This is a genomic window from Collinsella aerofaciens (assembly GCF_040915545.1).
Taxonomy (GTDB): domain Bacteria; phylum Actinomycetota; class Coriobacteriia; order Coriobacteriales; family Coriobacteriaceae; genus Collinsella; species Collinsella aerofaciens_BE.
In genome coordinates this window covers 1-21,560 of the sequence record NZ_JBCPDH010000005.1, presented here as the reverse complement: position 1 = coordinate 21,560, position 21,560 = coordinate 1, and the positions used below count along the sequence as shown (strand labels likewise).

The 21,560-nt window shown below is 58.8% G+C and carries 20 protein-coding genes and 1 tRNA gene; 4 read left to right on the top strand and 17 right to left on the bottom strand.

Going from position 1 to position 21,560, the window contains the following annotated elements; genetic code table 11:
• Window positions 1-90 precede the first annotated feature (90 nt).
• The 15 genes from AB5202_RS02745 to AB5202_RS02675 all read right to left on the bottom strand — a co-directional run bounded on the left by AB5202_RS02745 (window position 91) and on the right by AB5202_RS02675 (window position 15,550).
• Window positions 91-723 (bottom strand): hypothetical protein, encoded by a 633-nt coding sequence (locus AB5202_RS02745; protein WP_347478020.1) that lies wholly within the window; start codon window positions 721-723, stop codon window positions 91-93.
• A gap of 329 nt (window positions 724-1,052) precedes the next feature.
• Window positions 1,053-1,592 (bottom strand): rubrerythrin, encoded by a 540-nt coding sequence (gene rbr, locus AB5202_RS02740; protein ID WP_368143918.1) that lies wholly within the window; start codon window positions 1,590-1,592, stop codon window positions 1,053-1,055.
• A 114-nt stretch (window positions 1,593-1,706) separates the two neighbouring features.
• On the bottom strand, window positions 1,707-2,612 hold the full coding sequence (locus AB5202_RS02735; protein ID WP_368143920.1) for an HhH-GPD family protein: 906 nt from the start codon (window positions 2,610-2,612) through the stop codon (window positions 1,707-1,709).
• Window positions 2,613-2,633: 21 nt separating this feature from the next.
• Window positions 2,634-3,119 (bottom strand): RrF2 family transcriptional regulator, encoded by a 486-nt coding sequence (locus AB5202_RS02730; RefSeq protein ID WP_368143922.1) that lies wholly within the window; start codon window positions 3,117-3,119, stop codon window positions 2,634-2,636.
• A gap of 359 nt (window positions 3,120-3,478) precedes the next feature.
• Window positions 3,479-3,556 (bottom strand) — tRNA-Asp (locus tag AB5202_RS02725).
• Between the two features lie 408 nt (window positions 3,557-3,964).
• The gene (locus tag AB5202_RS02720) at window positions 3,965-4,432 is read right to left on the bottom strand and encodes a YfcE family phosphodiesterase (protein ID WP_368143923.1); all 468 of its coding nucleotides are present in this window, start codon (window positions 4,430-4,432) and stop codon (window positions 3,965-3,967) included.
• A 95-nt stretch (window positions 4,433-4,527) separates the two neighbouring features.
• Window positions 4,528-5,244, bottom strand: a complete 717-nt coding sequence (locus AB5202_RS02715) for a LytR/AlgR family response regulator transcription factor (protein ID WP_006235156.1) — start codon at window positions 5,242-5,244, stop codon at window positions 4,528-4,530.
• Between the two features lie 72 nt (window positions 5,245-5,316).
• Window positions 5,317-6,660: a histidine kinase gene (locus AB5202_RS02710; RefSeq protein WP_006235157.1), complete on the bottom strand. Its 1,344-nt coding sequence runs from the start codon at window positions 6,658-6,660 to the stop codon at window positions 5,317-5,319.
• On the bottom strand, window positions 6,657-7,844 hold the full coding sequence (locus AB5202_RS02705) for a glycosyltransferase (RefSeq protein WP_368143924.1): 1,188 nt from the start codon (window positions 7,842-7,844) through the stop codon (window positions 6,657-6,659). The genes AB5202_RS02710 and AB5202_RS02705 overlap by 4 nt, the downstream gene beginning before the upstream one ends.
• Window positions 7,845-8,015: 171 nt before the next feature.
• On the bottom strand, window positions 8,016-9,275 hold the full coding sequence (locus tag AB5202_RS02700; RefSeq protein ID WP_368143925.1) for an MFS transporter: 1,260 nt from the start codon (window positions 9,273-9,275) through the stop codon (window positions 8,016-8,018).
• Window positions 9,276-9,376: 101 nt separating this feature from the next.
• Window positions 9,377-10,321 carry a zinc dependent phospholipase C family protein gene (locus AB5202_RS02695; RefSeq protein WP_238025113.1) on the bottom strand — a complete coding sequence of 315 codons (945 nt, stop codon included), beginning with the start codon at window positions 10,319-10,321 and terminating at the stop codon, window positions 9,377-9,379.
• A gap of 92 nt (window positions 10,322-10,413) precedes the next feature.
• A complete protein-coding gene (locus AB5202_RS02690; RefSeq protein ID WP_368143926.1) occupies window positions 10,414-11,148 on the bottom strand; it encodes a LytR/AlgR family response regulator transcription factor in 735 nt (244 codons plus the stop codon).
• A gap of 38 nt (window positions 11,149-11,186) precedes the next feature.
• A complete protein-coding gene (locus AB5202_RS02685) occupies window positions 11,187-12,578 on the bottom strand; it encodes a sensor histidine kinase (RefSeq protein WP_368143927.1) in 1,392 nt (463 codons plus the stop codon).
• Between the two features lie 111 nt (window positions 12,579-12,689).
• The gene (locus tag AB5202_RS02680) at window positions 12,690-13,967 is read right to left on the bottom strand and encodes a metal-dependent hydrolase family protein (protein WP_055285286.1); all 1,278 of its coding nucleotides are present in this window, start codon (window positions 13,965-13,967) and stop codon (window positions 12,690-12,692) included.
• Between the two features lie 131 nt (window positions 13,968-14,098).
• A complete protein-coding gene (locus AB5202_RS02675) occupies window positions 14,099-15,550 on the bottom strand; it encodes an APC family permease (RefSeq protein WP_215674257.1) in 1,452 nt (483 codons plus the stop codon).
• Between the two features lie 563 nt (window positions 15,551-16,113).
• Between AB5202_RS02675 and AB5202_RS02670 the strand changes: the two genes are divergently transcribed.
• The gene (locus AB5202_RS02670) at window positions 16,114-16,944 is read left to right on the top strand and encodes a C39 family peptidase (protein WP_229026474.1); all 831 of its coding nucleotides are present in this window, start codon (window positions 16,114-16,116) and stop codon (window positions 16,942-16,944) included.
• Window positions 16,945-17,144: 200 nt separating this feature from the next.
• On the opposite strand, the gene arcC is transcribed toward AB5202_RS02670, so the two are convergent.
• Complete coding sequence (gene arcC, locus AB5202_RS02665; RefSeq protein WP_055310076.1) at window positions 17,145-18,107, bottom strand: carbamate kinase; 963 nt, start codon at window positions 18,105-18,107, stop codon at window positions 17,145-17,147.
• Window positions 18,108-18,709: 602 nt separating this feature from the next.
• Between arcC and AB5202_RS02660 the strand changes: the two genes are divergently transcribed.
• The 3 genes from AB5202_RS02660 (at window position 18,710) to AB5202_RS02650 (ending at window position 21,256) form a co-directional block, all read left to right on the top strand.
• The gene (locus AB5202_RS02660; RefSeq protein ID WP_154518619.1) at window positions 18,710-19,126 is read left to right on the top strand and encodes a DUF3830 family protein; all 417 of its coding nucleotides are present in this window, start codon (window positions 18,710-18,712) and stop codon (window positions 19,124-19,126) included.
• A gap of 5 nt (window positions 19,127-19,131) precedes the next feature.
• Complete coding sequence (locus tag AB5202_RS02655; RefSeq protein ID WP_368143928.1) at window positions 19,132-19,653, top strand: hypothetical protein; 522 nt, start codon at window positions 19,132-19,134, stop codon at window positions 19,651-19,653.
• A 241-nt stretch (window positions 19,654-19,894) separates the two neighbouring features.
• Complete coding sequence (locus AB5202_RS02650) at window positions 19,895-21,256, top strand: ATP-binding protein (RefSeq protein ID WP_368143930.1); 1,362 nt, start codon at window positions 19,895-19,897, stop codon at window positions 21,254-21,256.
• Here the strand turns inward: AB5202_RS02650 and AB5202_RS02645 are convergent.
• Window positions 21,253-21,560: hypothetical protein (locus tag AB5202_RS02645; protein WP_368143931.1), on the bottom strand; the 308-nt coding region annotated here is incomplete at its 5' end. The two genes, AB5202_RS02650 and AB5202_RS02645, sit on opposite strands and share 4 nt — an antisense overlap.

Here is a 21,560-nt window from a genome sequence, read left to right as displayed (position 1 = left end):
GGGGAAACCTTTGCCTCGCGCGACCCTGCGAAGCCGTGAGCGAGAGGGGAAGGTTTCCCCGCCCTGCGCCCCGTGGTCGGTGAGAACAGACTACATGCCCGCGAGACCGCGGGCGGCGGTGGCGCACAGAAACGCCAAGGCTAGAATCACGAGCGAGCCCGCAATATCGGCCACCACGCCCGCAAAGCGACGCTCAAACAACCAGCTCTCGAAGTGCGGGGCAACGTTGCGCCAAACACGCCACAGCAAGATGCCCATACCGATGACGCCCGGGATATTGAGCAGTAGGATCTCGGAGCACAAAAGACCGATCAGGTTACCGGCGGCAAAGCCCGCATCACCCTCGCAGTATTTGCGGTAGACCATATACAGCATGTACGCCACAAACGGCTGCAAGCACGCAGAAATAAACGAGACCACCATCGAGGGGTCCTGCGAAAAGACCTCGGTGAGTTTATCGACACTCGTGGCGTCCTTCGAAGCCAAGAATAAACCGATAACCACAAGGGGCACCACGCCCAAAATTACCTCGACCAGAGTAAACAACTTGGCAGTCAAATCCTCACTAGCCGAATTCAAATGAGGCGCCCACTCAGGATGAGCATGCGCGCCGACTTTCTTGTCCTTCTCGGCACGATCGGCCTTTTTACCCTCGGCAACCCGACGACCAGGATCCTTGCGAGTTCCCGCCGCAGCAACCCGAGCCCGAGACTTCTTGCCCATAAAAAACACCCCATCAGGTAGTAGATAAACTAAAAGTCGCCACCCAGTGTACCCCCTAAACAACGGCGCCGCCCCAACCCGGAGCAAGCCCCGTCAACCAAATAACCGAACCATCAACCAAATGGCCGCAACCCAATCCCTATACAAAACGTGCCGCCCAAAAGGGGCGGCACACAAACTTCTAATCAGCTTTTCTGTAGCGAGCACGCGACGACCCAAAGCGGGCCGGGAGGGCGGGATTACCTTCCCTCAACGCGACCCTGCGGAGCCGTGAGCGGGGAGGGAAGGTAATCCCGCCCTCCCGGCCCAGCTCATGCCAGCGCCACGCGCTAGTAGTTCACCACCTGCTCCTCAAAGTACGCCTTCGGGTGGTTGCACACCGGGCACACCTCGGGCGCCTCGGCACCAACATGCAGGTGCCCGCAGTTCAGGCACTTCCACACCTTTACGCCCTCGCGCTCAAACACCTCGCCCGACTCAATGCGCTCGACGAGCTTGTTGTAGCGCTCCTCGTGAGCCTTCTCCACAGCACCGACGCCGCGGAACTTCTTGGCGATCTCGGCAAAGCCCTCCTCCTCGGCGGTCTTGGCAAACTCGTCATACATCGTGGTCCACTCGTAGTTCTCGCCCGCGGCGGCGTCGCGCAGGTTGTCCAGAGTGCCCGGAACGGCGCCGTCGTGCAGATACTTAAACCACAGCTTGGCATGCTCGGACTCGTTGCCCGCCGTCTCGGCAAAGATATTCGAGATCTGAACGTAGCCGTCCTTTTTGGCCTTGGATGCATAGTAGCGATACTTGGTGTGTGCCTGGGACTCACCGGCAAAAGCGGTCTCGAGGTTCTTCTTGGTTTGGGAATTCTCAAAATCCATAGGTGTACTTCCCTTCAACACGTGCCGCCCATAGGCTTTGAGCGACCTTGTCTTTAGGATGCCCTCAAGCCGCGAATTTAAACCTTACAATCCCGTTCTTCAGATTTGAGCGGGCTACACACTCAACCAGCGATCGCCCTCGGCTCGGCAAAAGCCCTCACGCTCCAGGTCGGCTAGAATGCCCGCGACAAGCTCGCACTCGACCGGCCCGCGACCGGCTGCCGTCTCCATTTCGTTAACGCCCACCACGGCATCAGCAAGCGTTATCCCCGCCGGCCGCCCATCGCGCGCAGCCAGTAGCATGCGCACAATATGGGCGCGTTTTTGGCGACGCGAGCCCTCGAACTTGGACTGACGACTATAGCCCGCCGAGCGCCTGGACGGATTGGGCAGCGTCTTCTTAAGATACGCGCCATAATCTAGCAGCGCGTAATACCACGCGCGCGGCGTGTCGGCATCGTCTTGAGGCACGGCAAAGGGCGCGATCTCATCCGCCACCGCACCGGGGGCCGCCGGACAGGCGGCTTGAATCAGCGGCACCAGCTCGCGATCGGGAACAGCCGGCACATCGGGAAAGAAATGATGCAAAAAGACCGTGCGCACGTTGGTCTCTAGATACACACCCGGAAGATCAAACGCAAACGACCGGATACCCTGCGCCGTTGCCGGGCCAATACCAGGCAGAGCGACCAAGTCACGCGTCTCACGCGGAAACTCCCCGTCCCAGTCCTCTACAACGCGCTGAGCGGCCCCGTGAAGCGCCAGAGCGCGTCGGTTGTAGCCCATGCCCTGCCAAGCGTCCAAAACATCGGAAGGCGCGGCCTGGGCAAGCGCCTGCACAGTCGGAAAGCGATCGAGCCACACCGGCATGCGCGCCTCCACACGCGGCACCTGCGTTTGCTGCAGCATGACCTCAGAAAGCCAAATGATGTACGGATCGCGTGTGCGGCGCCACGGAAGGTCGCGATAACGCAGGACCCCTTCCGAACGAATCATCGAACGAAAGGGGTCCTGAATCATGGCTATGCTCCTTATGCGGCGCTATTCCTCCCGGTAAGCGCACGCGCAGGTGGCGTACTCGGGAAACGCTTCGCGGTCGGCGAACTTGGGATCGACGGCCGGGAACTGGCGGTGAGCGACGATGTCGCCGAGCGAAACGGAATCGAGGTAGTCGCGCATCAACGCCTGAGCTCCGGCCCACAGGGGATGATAGCAGCACGCGCCCATGCGCGCACAGTCACCATCGGGCGCGGTGCAATCGTTCATAACCATAGGACCCTGAACGGCCTCGACGACCTGGCGGATAGTGACGTCGTCCGGACTGACCTTGAGACACATGCCACCGTGGACGCCACGCAGGCTCTCCACAATACCGGCCTGGACCAAACCGTGCTGAATCGAGCGGGCAAACGAATACGGAACATTGACCTCTTCGGCAGCGGTGCGAACAGAAAGCAAACACTCCGGATCCTCAGCAAGCATCGCCAGCATACGAAGGGCGTAATCAGTCTTCCTCGATATGTCCATTTTTCCCCTTTCAAGGAATACGAACAGCTCGAACGAGCTCCGGGGCCGAGCTTGTGTCGAGACGCTAAATGACCGCCAGGACATCCAAATGGTAAATCGGATATCCACTGAGTGCCGCGCTTGGAGCGAAATGCATCAGATGCGGCGCACAGTGCAATTTAGTATAACCTAACCCCCTGTCTCGTAGAACAGGTGTTGCGCAACAAAGCTGTTGTTCAGACAGATATACTCATTAGATTTTACTTGCGTTCCCGAAGGCGCGGGGGTTCTGGGCGAAGATGCACCAGGGCGATCGTTCTATCGAAACAAAGCGCATCAAACGCAAAAAGCCACGTCCGAAGACGTGGCTTTAATTGCGTTGGCGGGAAGTACGGGGCTCGAACCCGCGACCTCCGACGTGACAGGCCGGCGCTCTAACCAAACTGAGCTAACTCCCCAGGCAGACGTTCGCGTTTGTTTCCGCTCGCGTGCGCTGCGGGGATTAGTATACACAGAAGTCTGTCCGGCGCGCAACAACTTTTTTGAAAAATTTTTTGGGGCCATCCGGGAGGGCTTCCGGGGCTGAGGGCGGGGGTTAAGTTTGCTGCTCTACAGTCCTGCGCAAGACGGAAAGCACATTAAGTGCTTTCCTTTGCGTGCGGAACTCGCGACAAACTTAACCCCCGCCCTCAGCCCCGGAAGCCCTCCCTGCCGTCACATTATTCAACCAGTTTTGCGGGCGTGCGCCGCTGCGCGGCTAGCCCGCGTGCTCCTCGGCAGGGTTGGTCTGATTGTTTTTGTTGAAGCTCTGCCTTTGGCTCAAATGGAAACGGGGGACGCATTTGCATCCCCCGTTTTTGTTGTGGTTACTCTAGATCAATAAATTTGGTGCTTATGATCTTGCCGTCTTTTACTAGCATTCTGGCCATGGTGGGGCCTCGGGTGCCTCTGGGGTAGCTAGCGCTGCCCGGGTTGAGGACTAAACAACGGCCCACTTGGGCTTCTTTGGTTACGTGGGTGTGACCATTGATGGCTACGTCTACGGATCCCACCGGAAGGTCTTCGCGGTAGTGGGCTACGGCGAATTTGAGGCCTTCGTAGGTAAAGAGCGCAAGACGGTCTACATCGGGACCGTAGTCGCGGTAGTAATCGTTGTTGCCCAGTACGGCCCGCACGGGGGCGATGGTGCATAGGTGCTCGTAGTCCATCTCTGACGTGAGATCGCCGGCGTGGATGATCAGGTCTGCGCCCTCAAGCTCATCCAAGAGCGCAGGCGATAAATAGCCGTGGGTGTCCGAGATGATGTCGATGCGCTTGGCGCTTACGCTGTTCATGGGATCCCTTCCGCAAAAAACGATTCGGCAGATACATACAAAAAAGCCCCACGGCTCCGCAGACGATGGGTCTACAGGGCTGCGGGGCCAGTGTGCTAGAGACTCAGAGCCTTCTTGAGCGGCACGACGCGGCGGCGCGAAACCGGCACGCGTTCGTCGACGCCCGTAATGCCCAGCTGGATGGCGCCCGAGGGCACCGTCTCGACGTCCGTAACGCACGCCAAGTTGACGATATAGCGGCGGTGAACACGGAAGAAGCCAAAGTCGCAGAGCTTGGCCTCAAACTGCGCCAGCGAGGTCGTCGACAAAAAGCGATCATCGACGGTATAGATGCAGGAGTAATCGTCCTTGGCCATGATAAAGCGAATGTCGTCCACGGGAATGAGCACCTTGCGGCCGCCCTTTTCCACCGGGATACGCTCGATGGTCACCTTGCTGTCCGTAACCGGCTTGGCGCGTTGCATGACCTTCTCGATCGCGCGATCCAAGCGAGCTTCCTCGACCGGCTTCATCAGATAATCGACGGCATCCACGTCGAATGCCTCGACCGCATGGTCACTATACGCAGTCACAAACACGATCGCCGGCGGATTTTTGAGCTTATGCAGCGCCTCGGCAAGTTGCAGGCCCGAGGCACCGGGCATCGAGATATCGAGAAACACGACATCCACGCGACTTTCCATAAGCATCTCGATGGCGGAGCGGACGCTCGACGCCTCCGTGATCGTGCCGATCTTGCCCGTTTGCTCGAGCAGGAAGCGAAGCTCCGAGCGAGCCGGCGCCTCATCATCCACAATCATCGCACGCAGCATAGGGATAAAACCTTTCGTCAACTAACTACGCCGGGCATCCGTCGCATGACGTTGAGCCCGTAGCCCTTTATTTTACTCTTGAATGTCAAAGATGCTCTCTGACAAATCAAGATGAAGGAGCACTTTGGTGCCCTTGCCCGGCGCCGATTCGACACGCGTATAGGAGTGCGGCCCATAAAAGCGATGGATGCGCTCCGAAATATTGTGCATGGCCACACCGGCGCCGCCACCCTGGGGAGAGCTGGCGTCGGGACGGGCAGAGCGCTCGTCAAACAGTCTGGCGGCGGTACCCTCATCCATGCCCACGCCATTATCGGCCACGGCAATCAAGATTGCATCCTCGCCGTCTTGGTGAACGGTCACGTCGATCCTCAGGGCGTCGTCATCGCCCATACCATGACGTACGGCGTTCTCGACAATCGGCTGGATCACGAACGCCGGCACCAGCGTATCTTCCACGTCCTCGGACACATCGAACGTCGCAAGCACGCGGTCCTCGCCAAAGCGGGCCTTCTCAAAGGTAAGGTAGCGCTTGGTCTGTGCAACCTCGCGCGAGACCGGAATAAGCGATCCCGAGTTGTCGAGCGTGGCACGATAGAACGATGAGAACTCACGAAGCAGTTCGCGGGCCCGCAGCGGGTCGGTGCGCGTAAACGATGCAATGGTGTTCAGCGTGTTGAACAGGAAGTGCGGGTTAATCTGCGCCTGCAACGCACGCACCTCGGCGCGCGCTGTGAGTTCCTTTTGCACCTCGAGCTCGTGGATGGCGAGCTGCGTGGACAAGATCTCGGCAAAGCCCGAGGCAAGCGCGTACTGGGTACGGTCGACGGCGCGCGGGGTCTTGTAGTAGAACTTGAGCGTGCCGACGGTACGATCGCCCACCTTGATGGGGGCGATAATGCCGGCGGGGACTTGGTTGTGCGAGCCGTCCGAGCCCACGACATCCACCATACGGTTGAACGACTGCACGATGCCATGTTCGATAACGTAGCGTGTGGCAAGCGTGTGGATGGGAGTATCGGGCAGCAGTTTTTCCTCAAACTCGCCCGCGCAGGCAAGCACGTTGTCCTCGTCGGTGATGGCCACCGTCATGGCGCGCGTCTCGGGCAAAATGCGCCGGCACACCAAACGCGCCGACTCCTGCGTCAGACCGCCCTTAATGTCCTCGAGCATGGCCGAGGCCACCGAGAGCGTCTCCTCGGTGTACTGGGAGCGCACCGAATCGGGATTGAGCGTCAAAAAGATAAAGATGCACAGAAAGATGCACAGCAGCGCGCAGGCAATCACCGTGGCGATCGGCTCGATACCGGTCACCAAGGCAAAAATAAAGTACACCAGCACGCAAATGGCGCAGGCAACGGCAATGATGCGAAAGATTGATATTGAACTATCGCGCTGGGCGCGGCGGTCGATCATTCGGCCCCCTCCAGGATACTGATCAGTTGTGCGTCACGCCAAAGCCCGTCCATGATCTTGGGCCAAAAGCTCTGGAAACGCAGGTAGCTTGCAGCGTTTTGGCGCGCATAGACCTTTGCCTCGTCGATACCATGGCGCCAGATGCGCAGGTAGCCCTCATGCTCGCGGGTAAACACGCTGCGGACCATAGCGGTCTTGCGCACGCGGTCGTCGAGCTCGCGCGAAATCCACGGGCCCGGGTAGGGCATGAGCGATGCCGCCGTAACGGGAATGAGCTCCTTTTGATGCGCGGCGAATGTCAACTTGGCCCGTTCGTAGTACCAACGGTATACATCCTGCATAAAGCGCGGTGAGCGCTTTTCGGACTCCGGAGGCAGATGGCGCACGGTCCACTCGTTATCGAACCACACGTCGTAGCCAAACATGCGCATGTTAAAGAGGTAATCCAAGTCCTCGCCGCGGGTGATAAACGGGTCAAAGGCCACACGCGTAAAGGCGCGGGCGTGCAGGGCCATCAGGCCGCCGCACACGTAGTTGGAGCGCGAGATGCAGGTGCCCGAGAGCGCCTTTTTCATCCAACGGTTGAACTCGATGCGCTTGGTCCACCAACGATGGCAGATGCCCGCCTTGTCCGTGGGAGCCAGCGGCGAGCCGTCGTGATCGTAGAAATAGCCGCTCTTGACCAAGATCGGCAAGCCCTGACGCGTCTGCTGCCCCAACGCATAGGTCGCGCGCTTCATAAAGTCGGCGTCGATGACAGTCTCATCGTCATCCAAGAAGATAACCGCGTCATGCCCCAGCACAGCGGCGCAGGCTAGCCCCATATTGCGGATGGCACCGTAGCCTCGCAGGCTCACGCACTCGCCCGAACCCTTGGGCGCGATCTGAGCAACCCGGTCTGCGATGCGCGAGGCCTGGGTGTTGGTGACAACGGTGACCTTGAGCGTGGGATGCGCGTCGACAATCTCGTGCACGCGCAGCGACACATCGGCTGTGGCAGAAACGGGACAGACCACCAAAAGGATGATGCGCGGGATGTCACGTACCTGCTCAAGCGAGGCCAGGCAGCGGTCGAGTTCGGGATTGTCGGCGTTGAGTCGCGTCGAATGGTCATAGGTGCCAGGGGCGTTTGCGCAAGCGTCATCGCCCGCCCAATACGTTGGAATCACGACCGTGGCGTTCATGCCTTACCCTCCCTGCAACACAAAAACGGGGCGCCGCCAAACACAGGCGACGCCCCGCGACCTAGCTGATTCCATCATACCCACTTGGGCAAATCATTGCTCGCAAGTCGCAATGTTTATTGCGGATAACCCCAAAAGAGTACCGTGGACAGGCACAATAGCCGCTCGCTCCTATGCGGCATGCTCTGCCGCCCGAGTCATGCGGGACAGGCGGACCAGCAGCATAAAGCCAACGATCAGCAGCACGCCAATGGAAAGGACGCCCAGCGACGGGTTGCCGGTCAGCGAGGTGACGACCGACACCAGGAAGGTGCCCATAACGCTTGCATAACGACCAAAGATGTCAAAGAAGCCGTAGTACTCGTTGGACTTTTCCTTGGGGATAATGCGGCCAAAGTAGCTACGGCTGAGCGCCTGCACGCCGCCCTGGAACAGGCCGACCATAATGGCAAGCACCCAAAACTCAAAGGCGGTCTTTAGGAAGAACGCGGCGAACAGCACAATGCCCATATAGGCGGCGACTGCCACCAAGATCATGTTGAGCGTGCCCACGCGGCCGGCGAGCTTGCCGTAGATGATGGCGGACGGAAAGGCCACGAACTGCGTAACGAGCAGCGCCAGGACCAACTGGGTCGAATCGATGCCCAAGGCCGATCCGTAGCTGGTTGCCATGGAAATGACCGTGTGCACACCGTCGATATAGAAGAAGAACGCGATCATGTAGACCAGCACGGTCTTGTTGTGGGCGATCTCGCGCATGGTGTGTCCGACCTCGGAGAACACACCGCCCACGATGCGGCCGATAGTGTCCTCAGGACCGCGCTCGCGACCGTACTTTTGCTTATAGGTGCGAATGAGCGGCAGGGTAAAGATGAGCCACCAGGCACCGGTGATGATAAACGACAGACGCGTTGCCAGCATGGTAGGGACGCCAAGAGCGGGGCCACCCATGATGAGCGCCAGGCAGATGACGAACGGCACGGTGGAACCGATGTAGCCCCAGGCATAGCCCGAGCTGGACACGGCGTCCATGCGCTCGTCGGTGGTAACGTCGGGCAGCATGGCGTCGTAGAACGTCATAGAAGAGTTAAGGCCGATGGTGCACAGCACGTACACGGTCAAAAATGCCATGGCGGACATTGGGATAGCCTGCGCCAGGCAAAGCACCAGGCCCGTGAGGAAGAAGCCCAAGAAGAACTTGATCTTGTTGCCGGCGTAATCGGCAAGCGCGCCCAGAATGGGCATGAGCATGGCGATGACCAGCGAGGCGATCGTCTGCGCATTGCCCCAGGCGACCACCAGGTCGGCCGAGGAAGCACCGGTATTGATGGCGTTAAAGTAAATGGGCACCACCGAGGTATTGAGCAGCACGAGGGCCGAATTGCCCACATCATACATAACCCAGTTACGCTCGAGCTTGGTGTATTTCATGGACAGGGACCCTTCGTATTCGCCCGATATGCAGTTAGTTCATCGTACCCTAATTGTCCAGAACCGCCGGTAAGGATTCGGCAAAGGGGCACGCACGGGCCCTATTCCTCGCGGTCGAACTCCTCATCGGCTTCGAGCACGCGACCGCTGTAGTTGACGTGACTGGTCACGGCATCCATGTCACCGGTCTCGATAAAACGTGCGACCGTGCACTCGTAATCGACCAGCGCGCGATCAAAGACCTCGGGGAAACTCTCGTTCGAGACCTCGTCGGTAAAGGGATTCTTCCATGTCAGATAGCCCAGGTTACCGGTGCGCTCGGGCAGCTCCGTCGTCACGCGATGGGCAAGGCCGTCGAGCAGCGAGTAGTCGTGCACCAAGCCCTCAACCAGCGAGATCGCGCGCGTCTTTACGGAGCCGGCCGGCTCAATCGCGCGGTAAAGTCGCTGCATATTGGCAACGGCAGCACCGTACTCCCCCGCCGGAATGTCAATGCCGTACACGCGTCCGGCAACATAGCTCATCAGCACGCCGGCCACGCGATTGATGCGATCGGTGGTGACGATCTCGCCCGCCGGCGGGTAATCGTCGACCGTAGCGCCGGCGCGTTTAAGCTGCAGCATCAGTACATCCAGGTCGCTCTCGATCACGGCATGAACTTGACTGCTCGAATCCTCAAGCTCTGAGTCGGATTCCACGATGCCAAACTGCTGCTCATAGACAAAGGGATGGGCGTTGCGGTCGAGCACGTAATGAGACAGCAGGCCCAGCGCAAAAGCGCGACCCAAGCTGGCGTCGCGCGGCAGCAGATGCGACACGCCGTCGCGCAGGCACGCGAACTGGCGAGACATGCGCGACCGATGCATGACCTGCGCCAGCAGCGTGCAGTCGGAAACACGCGGTGTCAGAATGTGAAAGAAAAACGGGTCGGGGCCTTGGTTGCCCAAGATAAAGGCAATGCGCTCTTCATCGGACGTGATGACGCCCTGCGGAAGACGGTCGATGCTTTCCTCGCCAAACAGATGATGGGTGATAAGCGCGGGCATAATGATCCTTTCGATTTCATTCGATGCCACCCATTATGCCCACCGCGCGCCCATGCCAAACCTGCGATGGTAAACGACGGCACGCAGACCGTCTACGCAAGCCCCAAGTGTGCTTTAACCTCGGCAGCGCGACGGCGGGACACGGGCACCGTCGAGGTTACGCGATCGAGTCTGAGCTCCATAAGACCCGTGGAACCGATCTCGACATTGTGCACGTCTTCCAAATTGACCAGATAGCTGCGATGAACGCGAATAAAGCCCTCGGAAACCAAGCGACGCTCGAGCGAGGAGATCGACTCATTGATCAGGTACGTTCCCTCGGCGCAGATGGCGTTGCAAAAATCGGCGCGCGCCTCAAAGTAGCAGACGTCTGCGGCGGGAATGAACACCTTTTTGCCCCCGCGGTCCACCGTCAGACGCAAAGGCTGGCGCGGAGCGTGGATAACACGACGGACACCCAAGGCTGCCTCGATCTTGTCGAGTGCCTTTGACAGGCGTGCGTCCTCGACCGGCTTGACGACATAGTCGACCGCATCGAGGTTATACGCATCGGCGGCAAACTCGGCAAACGCCGTCACAAACACAACCACCGGCGGCGTCTTTAGGTTCTGCAGCGTCTCGGCAAGCTCAATTCCCGAGCGGCCGGGCATCGTGATGTCCAAAAACAACACGTTGGGCTTGTTCGAGAGAATCGACTCCACGGCCTCGGTGACATTGCCCGCCTCGGCAATCTGGCCCACACGCGTATCCTTTTCCAACAGATAGCGTAGCTCAGCCCTAATGGGAGGTTCGTCATCAACCACCAAGATGTTCCAGCCTTCGGACATATGTGCTTCCCCTCTTTTTCTCTCAATCCAACCGCGTGCTACGCCGTCAACGGCGCCGGCTCATGCGGCTCGCCGTTCAGCTCGACGATGACCTGCGTTCCCACGCCCTCCTGGGACTTCACGCGCATGCCGGAATCTTCTCCGTAAAAGAAATGGATGCGCTGAAGCACGTTGAAGAGCGCCAGGCCGCAACCTCGCTTGACGGAGCCGTCGGCGGTAATGCTCTCGGGCTCCTCCAGGCGATGTTGCTCAAACAGATGCGCGCAGACTTCTTCGCTCATACCGATGCCGTCGTCCTCGACGATGATCTCCAAACCGTCATCGGTCTCGAAAGCCCTAACATGAATAGAAAGCGGCTCGGTCTCGCGCTGCGCGTGCTTGATGCAGTTTTCGAGCAACGGCTGCAAGATAAACGGCGGCACCATGCAATCGCGCACCTCAAAGTCGATATCGACCGAGACGCGCAGACGGCCGTCGCCATAACGAGCCTGCATAAGATTGATATAGCGAGTGCCCTGTTCCACCTCGTGCTCGAGCGTTGTGAGGGTATCGGAATCAGAAAGCGTCTGACGGTAGTAGTTGGAGAAGTCGATCAGCAGCGATCGCGCCTTGTCGGGCTCGGTTCGAACGAGCGACACGATGGTGCTGATGGTGTTAAACAGAAAATGAGGATCGACCTGCGATTGCAAGGCGCGCAGCTCCACGCGGGCCGTAAGCTCGTCCTGGCGCTCGAGCTCAAAGCTCGCAAGCTGCGTGGAAATGAGGTCGGCAAAGCCCGAGGCAAGCGCCGTCTGGCGCATATCGATGCTGCTCAGACGGGGATAATACAGCTCGAGCGTGCCCACGCAATGCCCGCGCACGGTAAGCGGTGCGACAATACCGGCGCGCAGGCGCGGAAAGTAGCCACCTGTCTCGGTCGAGGCATCGCGCGAGAACACGCTTTGCTCACCGCTGTTGATCACGTTGAGCGTAGTCCGCAGCACTACCGGGGTGCCCGCGGGGCATTTTGCCGAGTCCTCGCCCCAGCTTGCCAACACCTGCTTGCCGTCGGTAAAGCAGATGGCAGAGGCGATCGTTTCGGACAGGATGATCTTAGAGGCGCCCAGGGCAACTTCGGGCGCAAGGCCGCGCGACGTGTAGGCGAATATTTTTGAAGCGATGGCGAGCGTGCGGTCGGTTGCGCTCGATGTGAGGTCGTCGGGAACGACAAAGACGTACGAGAAGAAGAAGCACAGCATGACCAAGCCGGCAATGACAACAACGGCCGGAACGGGATTGGGATTATCGGTTAGATCCCAGATGAGCAGCAGGATAAGCAGCGGAACGACAATACCGAGCAAGATGGCTTGAACCACATGCTGAGCGGTACGAAAGACCTTGGTAGAGTTGTAGCTCTTGCCCAGAATCAGCCTATTGAGATCCACCGTCATCTCCTTCTTACTGACGCACCCCATAGCAATAAAGAGGGCCGCAAGCGACCCTCTCCATTGCATTATGCATCAAATACTGTGTTTTACATCAAGCCATCGATGAACGGTAGCTTAGGCGCTGTACTTGTTTGCCTCGCCGAAGGTGCCGCCCTCGACAATCCAGCCGTCCTTCATGATGACGTCCATGTTGTCGGTGTTGAGCACGTGGATGTCGGCGGCGACGTCACCGTTGACGACCAGCAGGTCGGCGCACTTGCCGGCCTCGATGGAACCGGTCTCGTCCTCGATGTGGCACATCTTGGCACCGTTGAGAGTGGCACAGGTGATGGTCTCGACCGGGGTGAAGCCGATCTTGTCGACGAACTCGTACATCTCCTCGATGGAGCAGGTGCCGTACGGGGTGACGAAGGAGAAGGAGTCGGAGCCGATCGTCATGACGACGCCGCGCTTCTTGGCCTCGCGCAGGCAGTCGTAGTTGCGCTGCAGCTCCTTCTCGACCAGGGTGCCCTCGTACTTGTCGTGCAGCTCGGGGACGTAGACGGGCGGATAGGTGGCGTACCAGGTGGGCAGGAAGGCGATCGTCGGGGTGAAGAAGGTGCCCTGCTCGGCCATGAGGTCCATGGTGCGCTCATCGATATCGAAGCCGTGAATCAGCTGCTCGCAGCCAAAGCGAACGGAATCGTAGGCAGCGGCGTGGTTGTTGTAGCAGTGGCTCCACACGGGGATGCCGACCATCTTGGCCTCTTCGACCACGGCCTGAATCTCCTCGGAGCAGTAGTGCTGGTCGCGGCCGGAGTCCCAGCGCCAGATGCCGCCACCGGTAGCCCAGATCTTGATGGCATCGGGGTTCTCGCGCAGGCGACGACGGACGGCCTTGCGCAGATCCCAAGGACCGTCGACCTGATCGCCCCAGGGGTGCGATTCCTTGTTGAGCTCCTGGCTGCAGTGGTGGGAGTCGCCGTGGCCGGCAACGCGGCAGAAGCCAAGGCCGGTGGCCAGAACGCGCGGGCCCTTGAAGACGCCCTTGTCGATGCAGTCACGGATCTGGATACCAAAGCGGCCGATCTCGCAGACGGTGGTGAGGCCGTGGGTGAGGCAGTCATAGGCCTGCTTGACGGCGACGGCCTGCTTCTCGAGGAGCGGCTGCATGACCCAGTCGGTGTCATCATCAGTCAAGTTGCCCGAGAAGTGCAGGTGGGTGTCGATCAGGCCGGGAAGGACAGTCTTGCCGGCGGCGTCGATAACCTCAACGCCCTCGGGAAGGTCCTGCATAGCACCGGCGTACTCGATCTTGCCGTTGTCGTCGACGAGAACGAGGGAGTTCTCGACCGGCTCGGCACCGGTACCGTCGATGAGCTTGCCGCCAACGATTGCATACTTAGTGGACATGGTTCCTCCTTATGGATCCATATAGTGGGCGAGGCCGTGTTGGGTTAAGGCCTCACAAAGCTACCCAAGTGGCGCCGGGTTCGGTGCGCGGAAGAGAGGGGCCCGCGCACCTGATCCGCCCCGGCTCGGCGTTACTTTTTGCGGGAATTGGTGAAGGCCATGAGAGCCAGGCCGACGACCAGCCAGCCGATTACGATGCTCCACTCCACCATGTTGAGGGAGGCGGGAGAGAACGGAATCACAAGCAGGCCGATGATGATGGCACAGGCACCGATGGCGAGGCCGATGCCAAACTTGCCGCCGGGCACCTCGTAGGGACGAGGCAGGTCGGGCTCGGTGAAGCGCATACGCAGGCATGCGAGGGCGACCATGCCGCAGGAGAAGATGAAGGCGAGAGCCGACACGTTGGTCAGAGGGATGAGCATGTTCTTGCCCAAAAACGGTCCGACGACGGTGATGACGCCCAAGACGACGCAGGCAAGCTTGGGAGCGCCGGACTTGGGGTCGACCTCGGCGAACTGCTCGGGCAGCTGGCCCTTGCGGCCCATGGCGAGCATGATGCGGCTCGTGGCGCCGTAGAAGGAGTTCATCGGGCCCATGGGTCCAAGCGTGGCGATGACGAGCATGGCCAGGTACAGAAGCATGTTGATGCCCTTGAGGCAGGCGAGCGCGGGAACCGGGCTCTTAACGAACTCATGCCAGTCGAGGATGGTGCCGAACGAGTAGATACAGACCATGTAGAAGCCGCCGGCGGCCAGCAGAGCCAGGGAGATGATCTTGCCGAACTTGTTCCAGTTGAGGCCCTCGGCCGCTTCCTCAGCCTGCTGGGGAATGGTGTCGAAACCGGCGTAGAAGAACGGGGTCAGAACCAGGACCGACACGATACCGGCGAACAGGCTGGTGCCCTCGGTGGCGGCCTTGCCGCCGCCAGCGCCGGCGACCTGGGAGAACACAGGCATGGCGTTGTCCGGCGAGCCGGTGAACAGCGAGACGCCCATGGCGAGCAGCATGCCGCAGAGCAGGGCCTTGGTCAGGAAGGCCTGGAGCTTGGCGGCCGAGCTGGCACCGCGGAAATTGAGGAAGATGACGTAGACTGCAAAGCCGAGCGCGATCAGCGTCGGGAACAGGTAAACGTCGGCGCCCAGGATGGTGTAGAGCTTGACGGCGCGCAGCCACTCAAGACCGGGCAGGCTACCGAACATCTCGGACACGAGGGTCGAAATGGCGATGGCCTCCCACGGGCACAGGATGCCGTTGCCCAGGGCCAAAAGCCATCCGGTGATGTAGCTCAGCGTACGGCCAAAGCTACGATCGACATACTCGACGATGCCGCCCGAGATGGGGATAGCAGCCGTGAGCTCACCGAAAACAGCTCCGACGGGCACGAGGAAGATTGCACCCAAGAGGAATGCGATCATAGCGGGAACGGGACCGCCGCCCACGACCATCCAGTCGCCGACCTGCAGAACCCAACCGGTACCGATGATGGCACCGAAACCGATGGTGAAGAAGTTCCAGAGCGAAAGCGTTTTCTTCATGCCGCCGTTATCCCCGACTGCAACTTCTGCGTTCTTGTCCGCCATTGTTCCCCTCCTTTCCTTTTTGACGCCCTTGGCGTCACCCCTTGCGCGGTCCGTTTTGCCGCGCGCTTTTATTCCATGGCTTTAAGATACGGCCTTGGCGCAGCAGCGCCGCTCGCAGCTCGACCGAAGGCAGAACTGCAAAACGAGCGGCACCGTTTTTGGGACGAACGGCACGGTTTGCCGCTCATTGTTGTCGCCCGTCCGACGGGCGTACGCTCATCGGACGCATATAGAGATGTTTTTGAGGCCGTGTGTTTTGCGCCTTTCGTACCGTTTACCGAGCTTTTGACGCGCGGACCCATTTGTTGCACATCTTTTTTGTAGGATAGACAGGTTATACATGAGACAAGGCGGTACGAATGGCATACGGATACAACGACGGTGATCAACGGCGACAAAGCGTTCGCCTTGCTGGCCGCACCACGCCGACGCCCAGAAGTGCCACGAGCAGCAATCCGCAACGCCCTCAAGAGCAACCCAGGCCTTCGTCTCGGCAGCAGACAAACAGAACACGGCAGAGTGGCCGTCCGAGCACGGGCACAAGCGCACAGCAAGATAGCCGCTTGGGCGCGCGCACTCGACAGCGCCAAGCCGAGGTTCCGCAACTGCGCCGCAACGGCGCACGTCAGCCCGGCAGCCATATCAACCGCTTCTTTTCGCATCCCCAAGGCGGACGCGACGGCAAGCCCTACCGCTCGACATCGTACGTGAATGCCCCCGCCCTGCCGGCTCGTCGGCTTTGCCTCGCACTGTGCTCTATCCTCATCTGTCTGGTCTTTGTGCTTATGAGCTCCTGTATGTCCCACGGCTCGGCCGGTCTCGAGCCCACCGCCGAGGACAAGCTGCTCAAGGCCCCCGTCGCGCCCGGTTATTCTTTCGCCTTTTCGACCCCGCGCTCGCAATGGCAAGCCGGCACGATGCCCCATATCTATCAGATCGACCCTGCATGGTCGGAGCTGCCTTACGCCGGCGGTACCATCCGCCAAAATGCCTGCGGGCCTACGTGCCTCACCATGGTCTATATCTTTAAGACGGGACGCACCGATATGACCCCCGTCAATATGTGCGCGCTTTCCGAGGCAGGCAATTACGCCCCCACCGGTGCAACCGAATGGTCGTTTATGACGAGCGGTGCGTGGCAGTTGGGACTTAACGGAACGGAGCTTCATAACGATCGCGACTCGATGACTCAGGCGCTGCGTTCGGGAGCGCCCGTCATCGCCGCCGTTCGGCCGGGCACCTTTACCAACGTGGGCCACTACATTGTACTTTACGGTATTGACGACGCCGACCAGATTGAAGTCTTCGATCCCAACTCGGCCAGCCGCAGCGCCCGACGCTGGGGCGTCGTAGAGGTCCTCAACGAAGTCGAAGCCATGTGGGCCTACTACTAGTCGTTGGGGACAGACTTAAATGAGTGGTCGTTGAGGACAGCCTTTAGGGACTGTCCCAAGCTGCCGGCAGGAAAGGAACGTCCCCAAGTGCCGGGTTGAAACAAAAGCCCCGCAGTCGGAGCGGACTGCGGGGCTCATGAAGAGAGGCTAGTTTGTGGGCGCCTTGCCTGGCGCCCACGAGAGAGGCAATGGAGCAGAGGCTACTCGTGGATGCGGGTACCGGAGAGGCCGGCCATGGTCTCGGCGGCCTTGTCCAGGGCGCCGATGATGCAGGTGCGGCCCTTGCGGGAACGGGCGAACTTGATGGCGGCGCGGACCTTGGGCTCCATGGAACCCTTGCCGAACTGGCCCTCGTCGGCCAGGCGCTCGGCCTCGTCGGCGGTGATGTCCTCGAGCTCCTCCTGGTTGGGCTTGCCAAAGTTGATGGCGACATGCTCAACGGCGGTCAGCAGGAACAGAACGTCGGCGTCGCAGTCCTCGGCCAGCAGCTCGCCGCCCAGGTCCTTGTCGATGACGGCGGGGACGCCCTTGTAGCAGCCCTTGTTCTCATAGTCGCGGACGACGGGGATGCCGCCGCCACCGCAGGCGATGACGATGAACTCGTTGTCAAGCAGGTTGAGGATGGAGTCAGCCTCGACGATCTTCTTGGGATCGGGGGAAGCGACAACGCGACGCCAGCCGCGGCCGGAATCCTCGACGAAGACCTTGGAAGGATCCTCGGCCATGAACTCCTTGGCCTGCTCCTCGGTGTAGAAGGGGCCAATCGGCTTGGTCGGGTTCTTGAACGCGGGATCGTCCGGGTCGCACTCGATCTGGGTGACGACGGTTGCGGCGTGCCAACGCTTATAGCGCTTGTGCATCTCGCGGCCAATGCCCTGCTGCAGGTGATAGCCGATGTAGCCCTGGGACATGGCGCCGCACTCGGGCAGCGGCATCTCGGGGGTGCCGATGGCGTCGTGGGCGGCGGCGAAGGCGTTCTGGATCATGCCGACCTGCGGGCCGTTGCCGTGGGTGATGATAATCTCGTTGCCCTGCTCGATCAGGCCGAGAAGAGCGTGAGCGGTGTTGCTCACGGCCTCGATCTGCTCAACGGGGTTGTTGCCGAGGGCGTTGCCGCCAAGGGCGACGACGATACGATCGGGCTTGCCAAGAGGCTTAGACATTGCTGGAATCCTTTCTGTAAAAGGCCTACAACCCATTAATAACCCGCGCCCGTGCGATACGCGAGTTTATTAAGGTTTATATTCTCTTTATCGCTCATTTTATTCATTTTGAAAATAGTTGAACGGTGAACGGTCGCTTTTACCCGCTCAGCGTAAAGAAACCCAGCTCAAGCATATCTACGTCATTTACGTGCAACTTTATTTTAATAGAGCAGGGATTAGACCAGATTATGCAAACTTTATCTTTGCTAAACATAAAACAGACAGCGCAAAATCTTACTCGCACTATACGAGATTCTATGCACTTATTGGACGAGTATGCAGCCCTGCAATAACATGGCGTTTTTCATCCAACTTAAGGAATAGACGAGCGCCCATACCGCGCGTCGGCCGGCAGCCGGCGAGCCGTCTCGTCGATTGCCGCTTCCAGAAAATCAAAAACTGATATTGCGCGCGCAATTGCTGCATGGTACTTTAGCGAAGAACAGCGCGGGCTGGGGCGACAGAGATCTGTCGTGAAGTTTGGGTTCGGCGACCCCGCTGCTGTCTTCTCCTTATCCGCCAGCGAACCCCTTGAGCGACGGATTGAGGAGGTCCTTACTATGACAAAAATGCTCAAGATCACGCTAAATGGCGAGACGTTTCTCGCCGACATGCTCTGGGACAAGGCTCCCGAGGCATGCAAGCTGTTCGAATCGTCCTGTCCGGTCGAGTCACGTATCTTTTCGGCCAAGATCTGCGATGCCGAGGTAACCTATCCTGTCTCGGGCCCCATCGCCAATTACGAGCACATCGAGAACCCCGTCTTTCACGAGCCAGCGGGCGCCGTGAGCTGGTATGGCGGATGGTCGTCAATCTGCATCTTCTTTGACGTGTGCGAGCCCTTTGGCACCTGCAACATGTTCGCCCGCATCTGCGAAGCCGACCGCGAGCGTTTTGCCGCCGCCTGCCGCAATGTCTGGGACAACCAGGGCATGTACATTAAAAACGAAATCGTCGAGATCGAAACGGAGGCCTAAAGATGATGGATATCAACAATCTGCTCACGCTCGACCTTGCCGAGTACACCACTGCACTTGAGGCCCTCGCCGATCAAATGATGCTCGAGGAACCGCGTGACATCGACTACATGCGCCGCCGCAAACTCGACACCGGCCGCGAATTCGCCGTCTGGAACTTCACCGTCGGTTACTGCATGAACGCCGCCGACGCCCTCTCCCTCCTGCGAGCCCAGGCCAACGAAAACGCCAACGACGGCACCGCCGACCTCGCAACGATCAAAAACAGTGCCGCACGCCTGTGCGACTGGTTCTCGGGCGCCTTCGACGTCACCGGCAAAATGGATGACACCACGGCAATCCTCGCCCACAGCCGCGACCTCTACGCCCAGGTAGAGACTCACGAACAGTTTGCAGCCCTCACCCGCGCCACCGAGCGCTATCTGGTCCAGCTCCAATTTTGGGTTGATCGCCAGATTCCCTGGCCGGCCATCAGCGACCTCGTCCACGGCTACCGCCTACGCACGGAGTCCGGCGAGACAAGGTAACCAAGCAAGCAGCACCGACAACACCCCACCATCGGGATCCAAAGTAAGAATCAGAGGGCTGGAGACGCACCCAACAGCGTCCCCAGCCCCTTCGCAAAGTAGAGCACTGTTTCAGTGGCTTTGAGGCCTATTCGAACCTTTGCTATCTCCCAATTTTTGTATATTTACGACAATATTATCTGCCAATTTTTGTATGATTTTAGGCGATTCTATCTGTTAATTTTTGTCATTTGGGGGTTTAATGCTACGCCGTAAGGTCACTGATAGGCTTTTGAGCTGGAAGAATAACTCCAATAAGGCATTACTCGTTACTGGTGCGCGTCAGATTGGCAAGAGCTATGCGATTCGCGCGTTTGGAAAAAGCAACTACGCTTCGTATTTTGAGGTCAATTTACTACTCGATGTCGAAGCAAGGAATGCACTTGTTGGCGCAAAGAACTCCGTTGACTTTATCAACCGCGTAGCCCTTCTTGCGGATGCGCCGCTTGTTGAGGGCGATACGCTTGTCTTTGTCGATGAGATTCAGGAGTATCCGCAGATCGTTACACTCATGAAGGCGTTGGTCGAGGATGGGCGCTTTAGCTATGTCTTCTCGGGGTCTATGCTTGGGACTGAGTTTAAGGGGATCTCTTCTTTTCCGGTGGGGTATGTAGAGCACATTGTTATGCGCCCGATGGATTTTGAAGAGTTTTGTTGGGCAAACAGCGTCAGCGAGAATGTGCTTGCAGGCATTCGCAGCTGCCTTGTCGAGAAACATCCTGTCGAAAACTATATTCATGAGGCGATGCTCAAGAACTATAGAGCTTATATCGTTTGCGGCGGTATGCCGGAGGTCGTTCAGAACTATATTGATTCGGGTTATTCGCTCGTGAGCACACGTGAGCTTCAAACTCAGCTGGTCGATCAGTACAAAAGCGATATCTCAAAATATGCATCGACTCGAGCGTTTAACGTTCGGTCGATTTTTGAGCAAATTCCCGTTCAGCTTGAGGCGGAGTCTCATCGCTTTGTTGTTTCGTCTCTGGGTGAGGGAGCTCGCCTTAAAAAATATGAGCAGGATTTCCTGTGGCTTGTTAACGCAGGTGTTGGATTGATGGTCGCCAGGGTGACGGAGCCACGGAGTCCTCTCAAGAGGACGGAGAAAACGACAGCCTTCAAACTATACGAGTCTGATACAGGCATGCTCGCATCGCGATACCCCGGCAGCACTGCACGCTCTGTCTATCTTGATATGAAAACTCCCAACCTTGGTGGTCTCTATGAGAACGTGGTCGCGCAGGAACTCGTTGCCCTCGGGGCGGATGCATGGTACTACCAAACGCGTGAGGTCGGTGAAGTTGACTTTGTGATCGAAGGCGCCCACGGGCATGTTGTCCCAATCGAGGTCAAATCGGGCAAGAAGGTTCGAGCGCATGCGGCTCTCGATCGTCTGATGAGTGTGGGCGAGTACAAAATTCCCGAGGCCGTTGTACTGAGCCACGAGAACCTCAGCAAAGAGGGCAAGGTTCTGTACGTTCCAATCTACATGACGTTTTGTCTCGATGAGTTTATGGAAAAGGATGACCCCAATAACGATTTCTCGTTCGCGCCCATATCTCTCTAGCCATTTGAATCCTCAATCCAGCCCCGTCCACGCATCAATGCATTTCCCAAGGTGCTGCGCGTTTCGCGGCAAAGCCGCGAAAAAGCAAAGGGATAAGAAGCCGCAACAACCCCGCCCCCCATCCATCCCCAAAGCAACGCGCCTTTCGCGGCAAAGCCGCGAAACAGCGACCGGGACAAAAGGCCCCACCAACCACGTCCTTCATTCAGCCACACAATCCAAGGACGGGTAGTGTCGAGAAAGTTGGTGTAGAGCCCCATCCGAAGCGAGTCGGCCCGGCGTCCTAGAATCTGGAATACGGTTG

Excerpts from the sequence above, each read along its gene's own strand:
- AB5202_RS02660 (WP_154518619.1), top strand. The coding sequence starts at position 18,710 with ATGACAAAAATGCTCAAGATCACGCTAAATGGCGAGACGTTTCTCGCC.
- AB5202_RS02650 (WP_368143930.1), top strand. The coding sequence starts at position 19,895 with ATGCTACGCCGTAAGGTCACTGATAGGCTTTTGAGCTGGAAGAATAAC.
- AB5202_RS02730 (WP_368143922.1), bottom strand. The coding sequence starts at position 3,119 with ATGGACATATCGAGGAAGACTGATTACGCCCTTCGTATGCTGGCGATG.
- AB5202_RS02655 (WP_368143928.1), top strand. The coding sequence starts at position 19,132 with ATGGATATCAACAATCTGCTCACGCTCGACCTTGCCGAGTACACCACT.
- AB5202_RS02710 (WP_006235157.1), bottom strand. The coding sequence starts at position 6,660 with ATGATCGACCGCCGCGCCCAGCGCGATAGTTCAATATCAATCTTTCGC.
- AB5202_RS02675 (WP_215674257.1), bottom strand. The coding sequence starts at position 15,550 with ATGGCGGACAAGAACGCAGAAGTTGCAGTCGGGGATAACGGCGGCATG.
- AB5202_RS02745 (WP_347478020.1), bottom strand. The coding sequence starts at position 723 with ATGGGCAAGAAGTCTCGGGCTCGGGTTGCTGCGGCGGGAACTCGCAAG.
- AB5202_RS02690 (WP_368143926.1), bottom strand. The coding sequence starts at position 11,148 with ATGTCCGAAGGCTGGAACATCTTGGTGGTTGATGACGAACCTCCCATT.
- AB5202_RS02700 (WP_368143925.1), bottom strand. The coding sequence starts at position 9,275 with ATGAAATACACCAAGCTCGAGCGTAACTGGGTTATGTATGATGTGGGC.
- arcC (WP_055310076.1), bottom strand. The coding sequence starts at position 18,107 with ATGTCTAAGCCTCTTGGCAAGCCCGATCGTATCGTCGTCGCCCTTGGC.
- AB5202_RS02705 (WP_368143924.1), bottom strand. The coding sequence starts at position 7,844 with ATGAACGCCACGGTCGTGATTCCAACGTATTGGGCGGGCGATGACGCT.
- AB5202_RS02720 (WP_368143923.1), bottom strand. The coding sequence starts at position 4,432 with ATGAACAGCGTAAGCGCCAAGCGCATCGACATCATCTCGGACACCCAC.
- AB5202_RS02735 (WP_368143920.1), bottom strand. The coding sequence starts at position 2,612 with ATGATTCAGGACCCCTTTCGTTCGATGATTCGTTCGGAAGGGGTCCTG.
- rbr (WP_368143918.1), bottom strand. The coding sequence starts at position 1,592 with ATGGATTTTGAGAATTCCCAAACCAAGAAGAACCTCGAGACCGCTTTT.
- AB5202_RS02715 (WP_006235156.1), bottom strand. The coding sequence starts at position 5,244 with ATGCTGCGTGCGATGATTGTGGATGATGAGGCGCCGGCTCGCTCGGAG.
- AB5202_RS02680 (WP_055285286.1), bottom strand. The coding sequence starts at position 13,967 with ATGTCCACTAAGTATGCAATCGTTGGCGGCAAGCTCATCGACGGTACC.
- AB5202_RS02695 (WP_238025113.1), bottom strand. The coding sequence starts at position 10,321 with ATGCCCGCGCTTATCACCCATCATCTGTTTGGCGAGGAAAGCATCGAC.
- AB5202_RS02685 (WP_368143927.1), bottom strand. The coding sequence starts at position 12,578 with ATGACGGTGGATCTCAATAGGCTGATTCTGGGCAAGAGCTACAACTCT.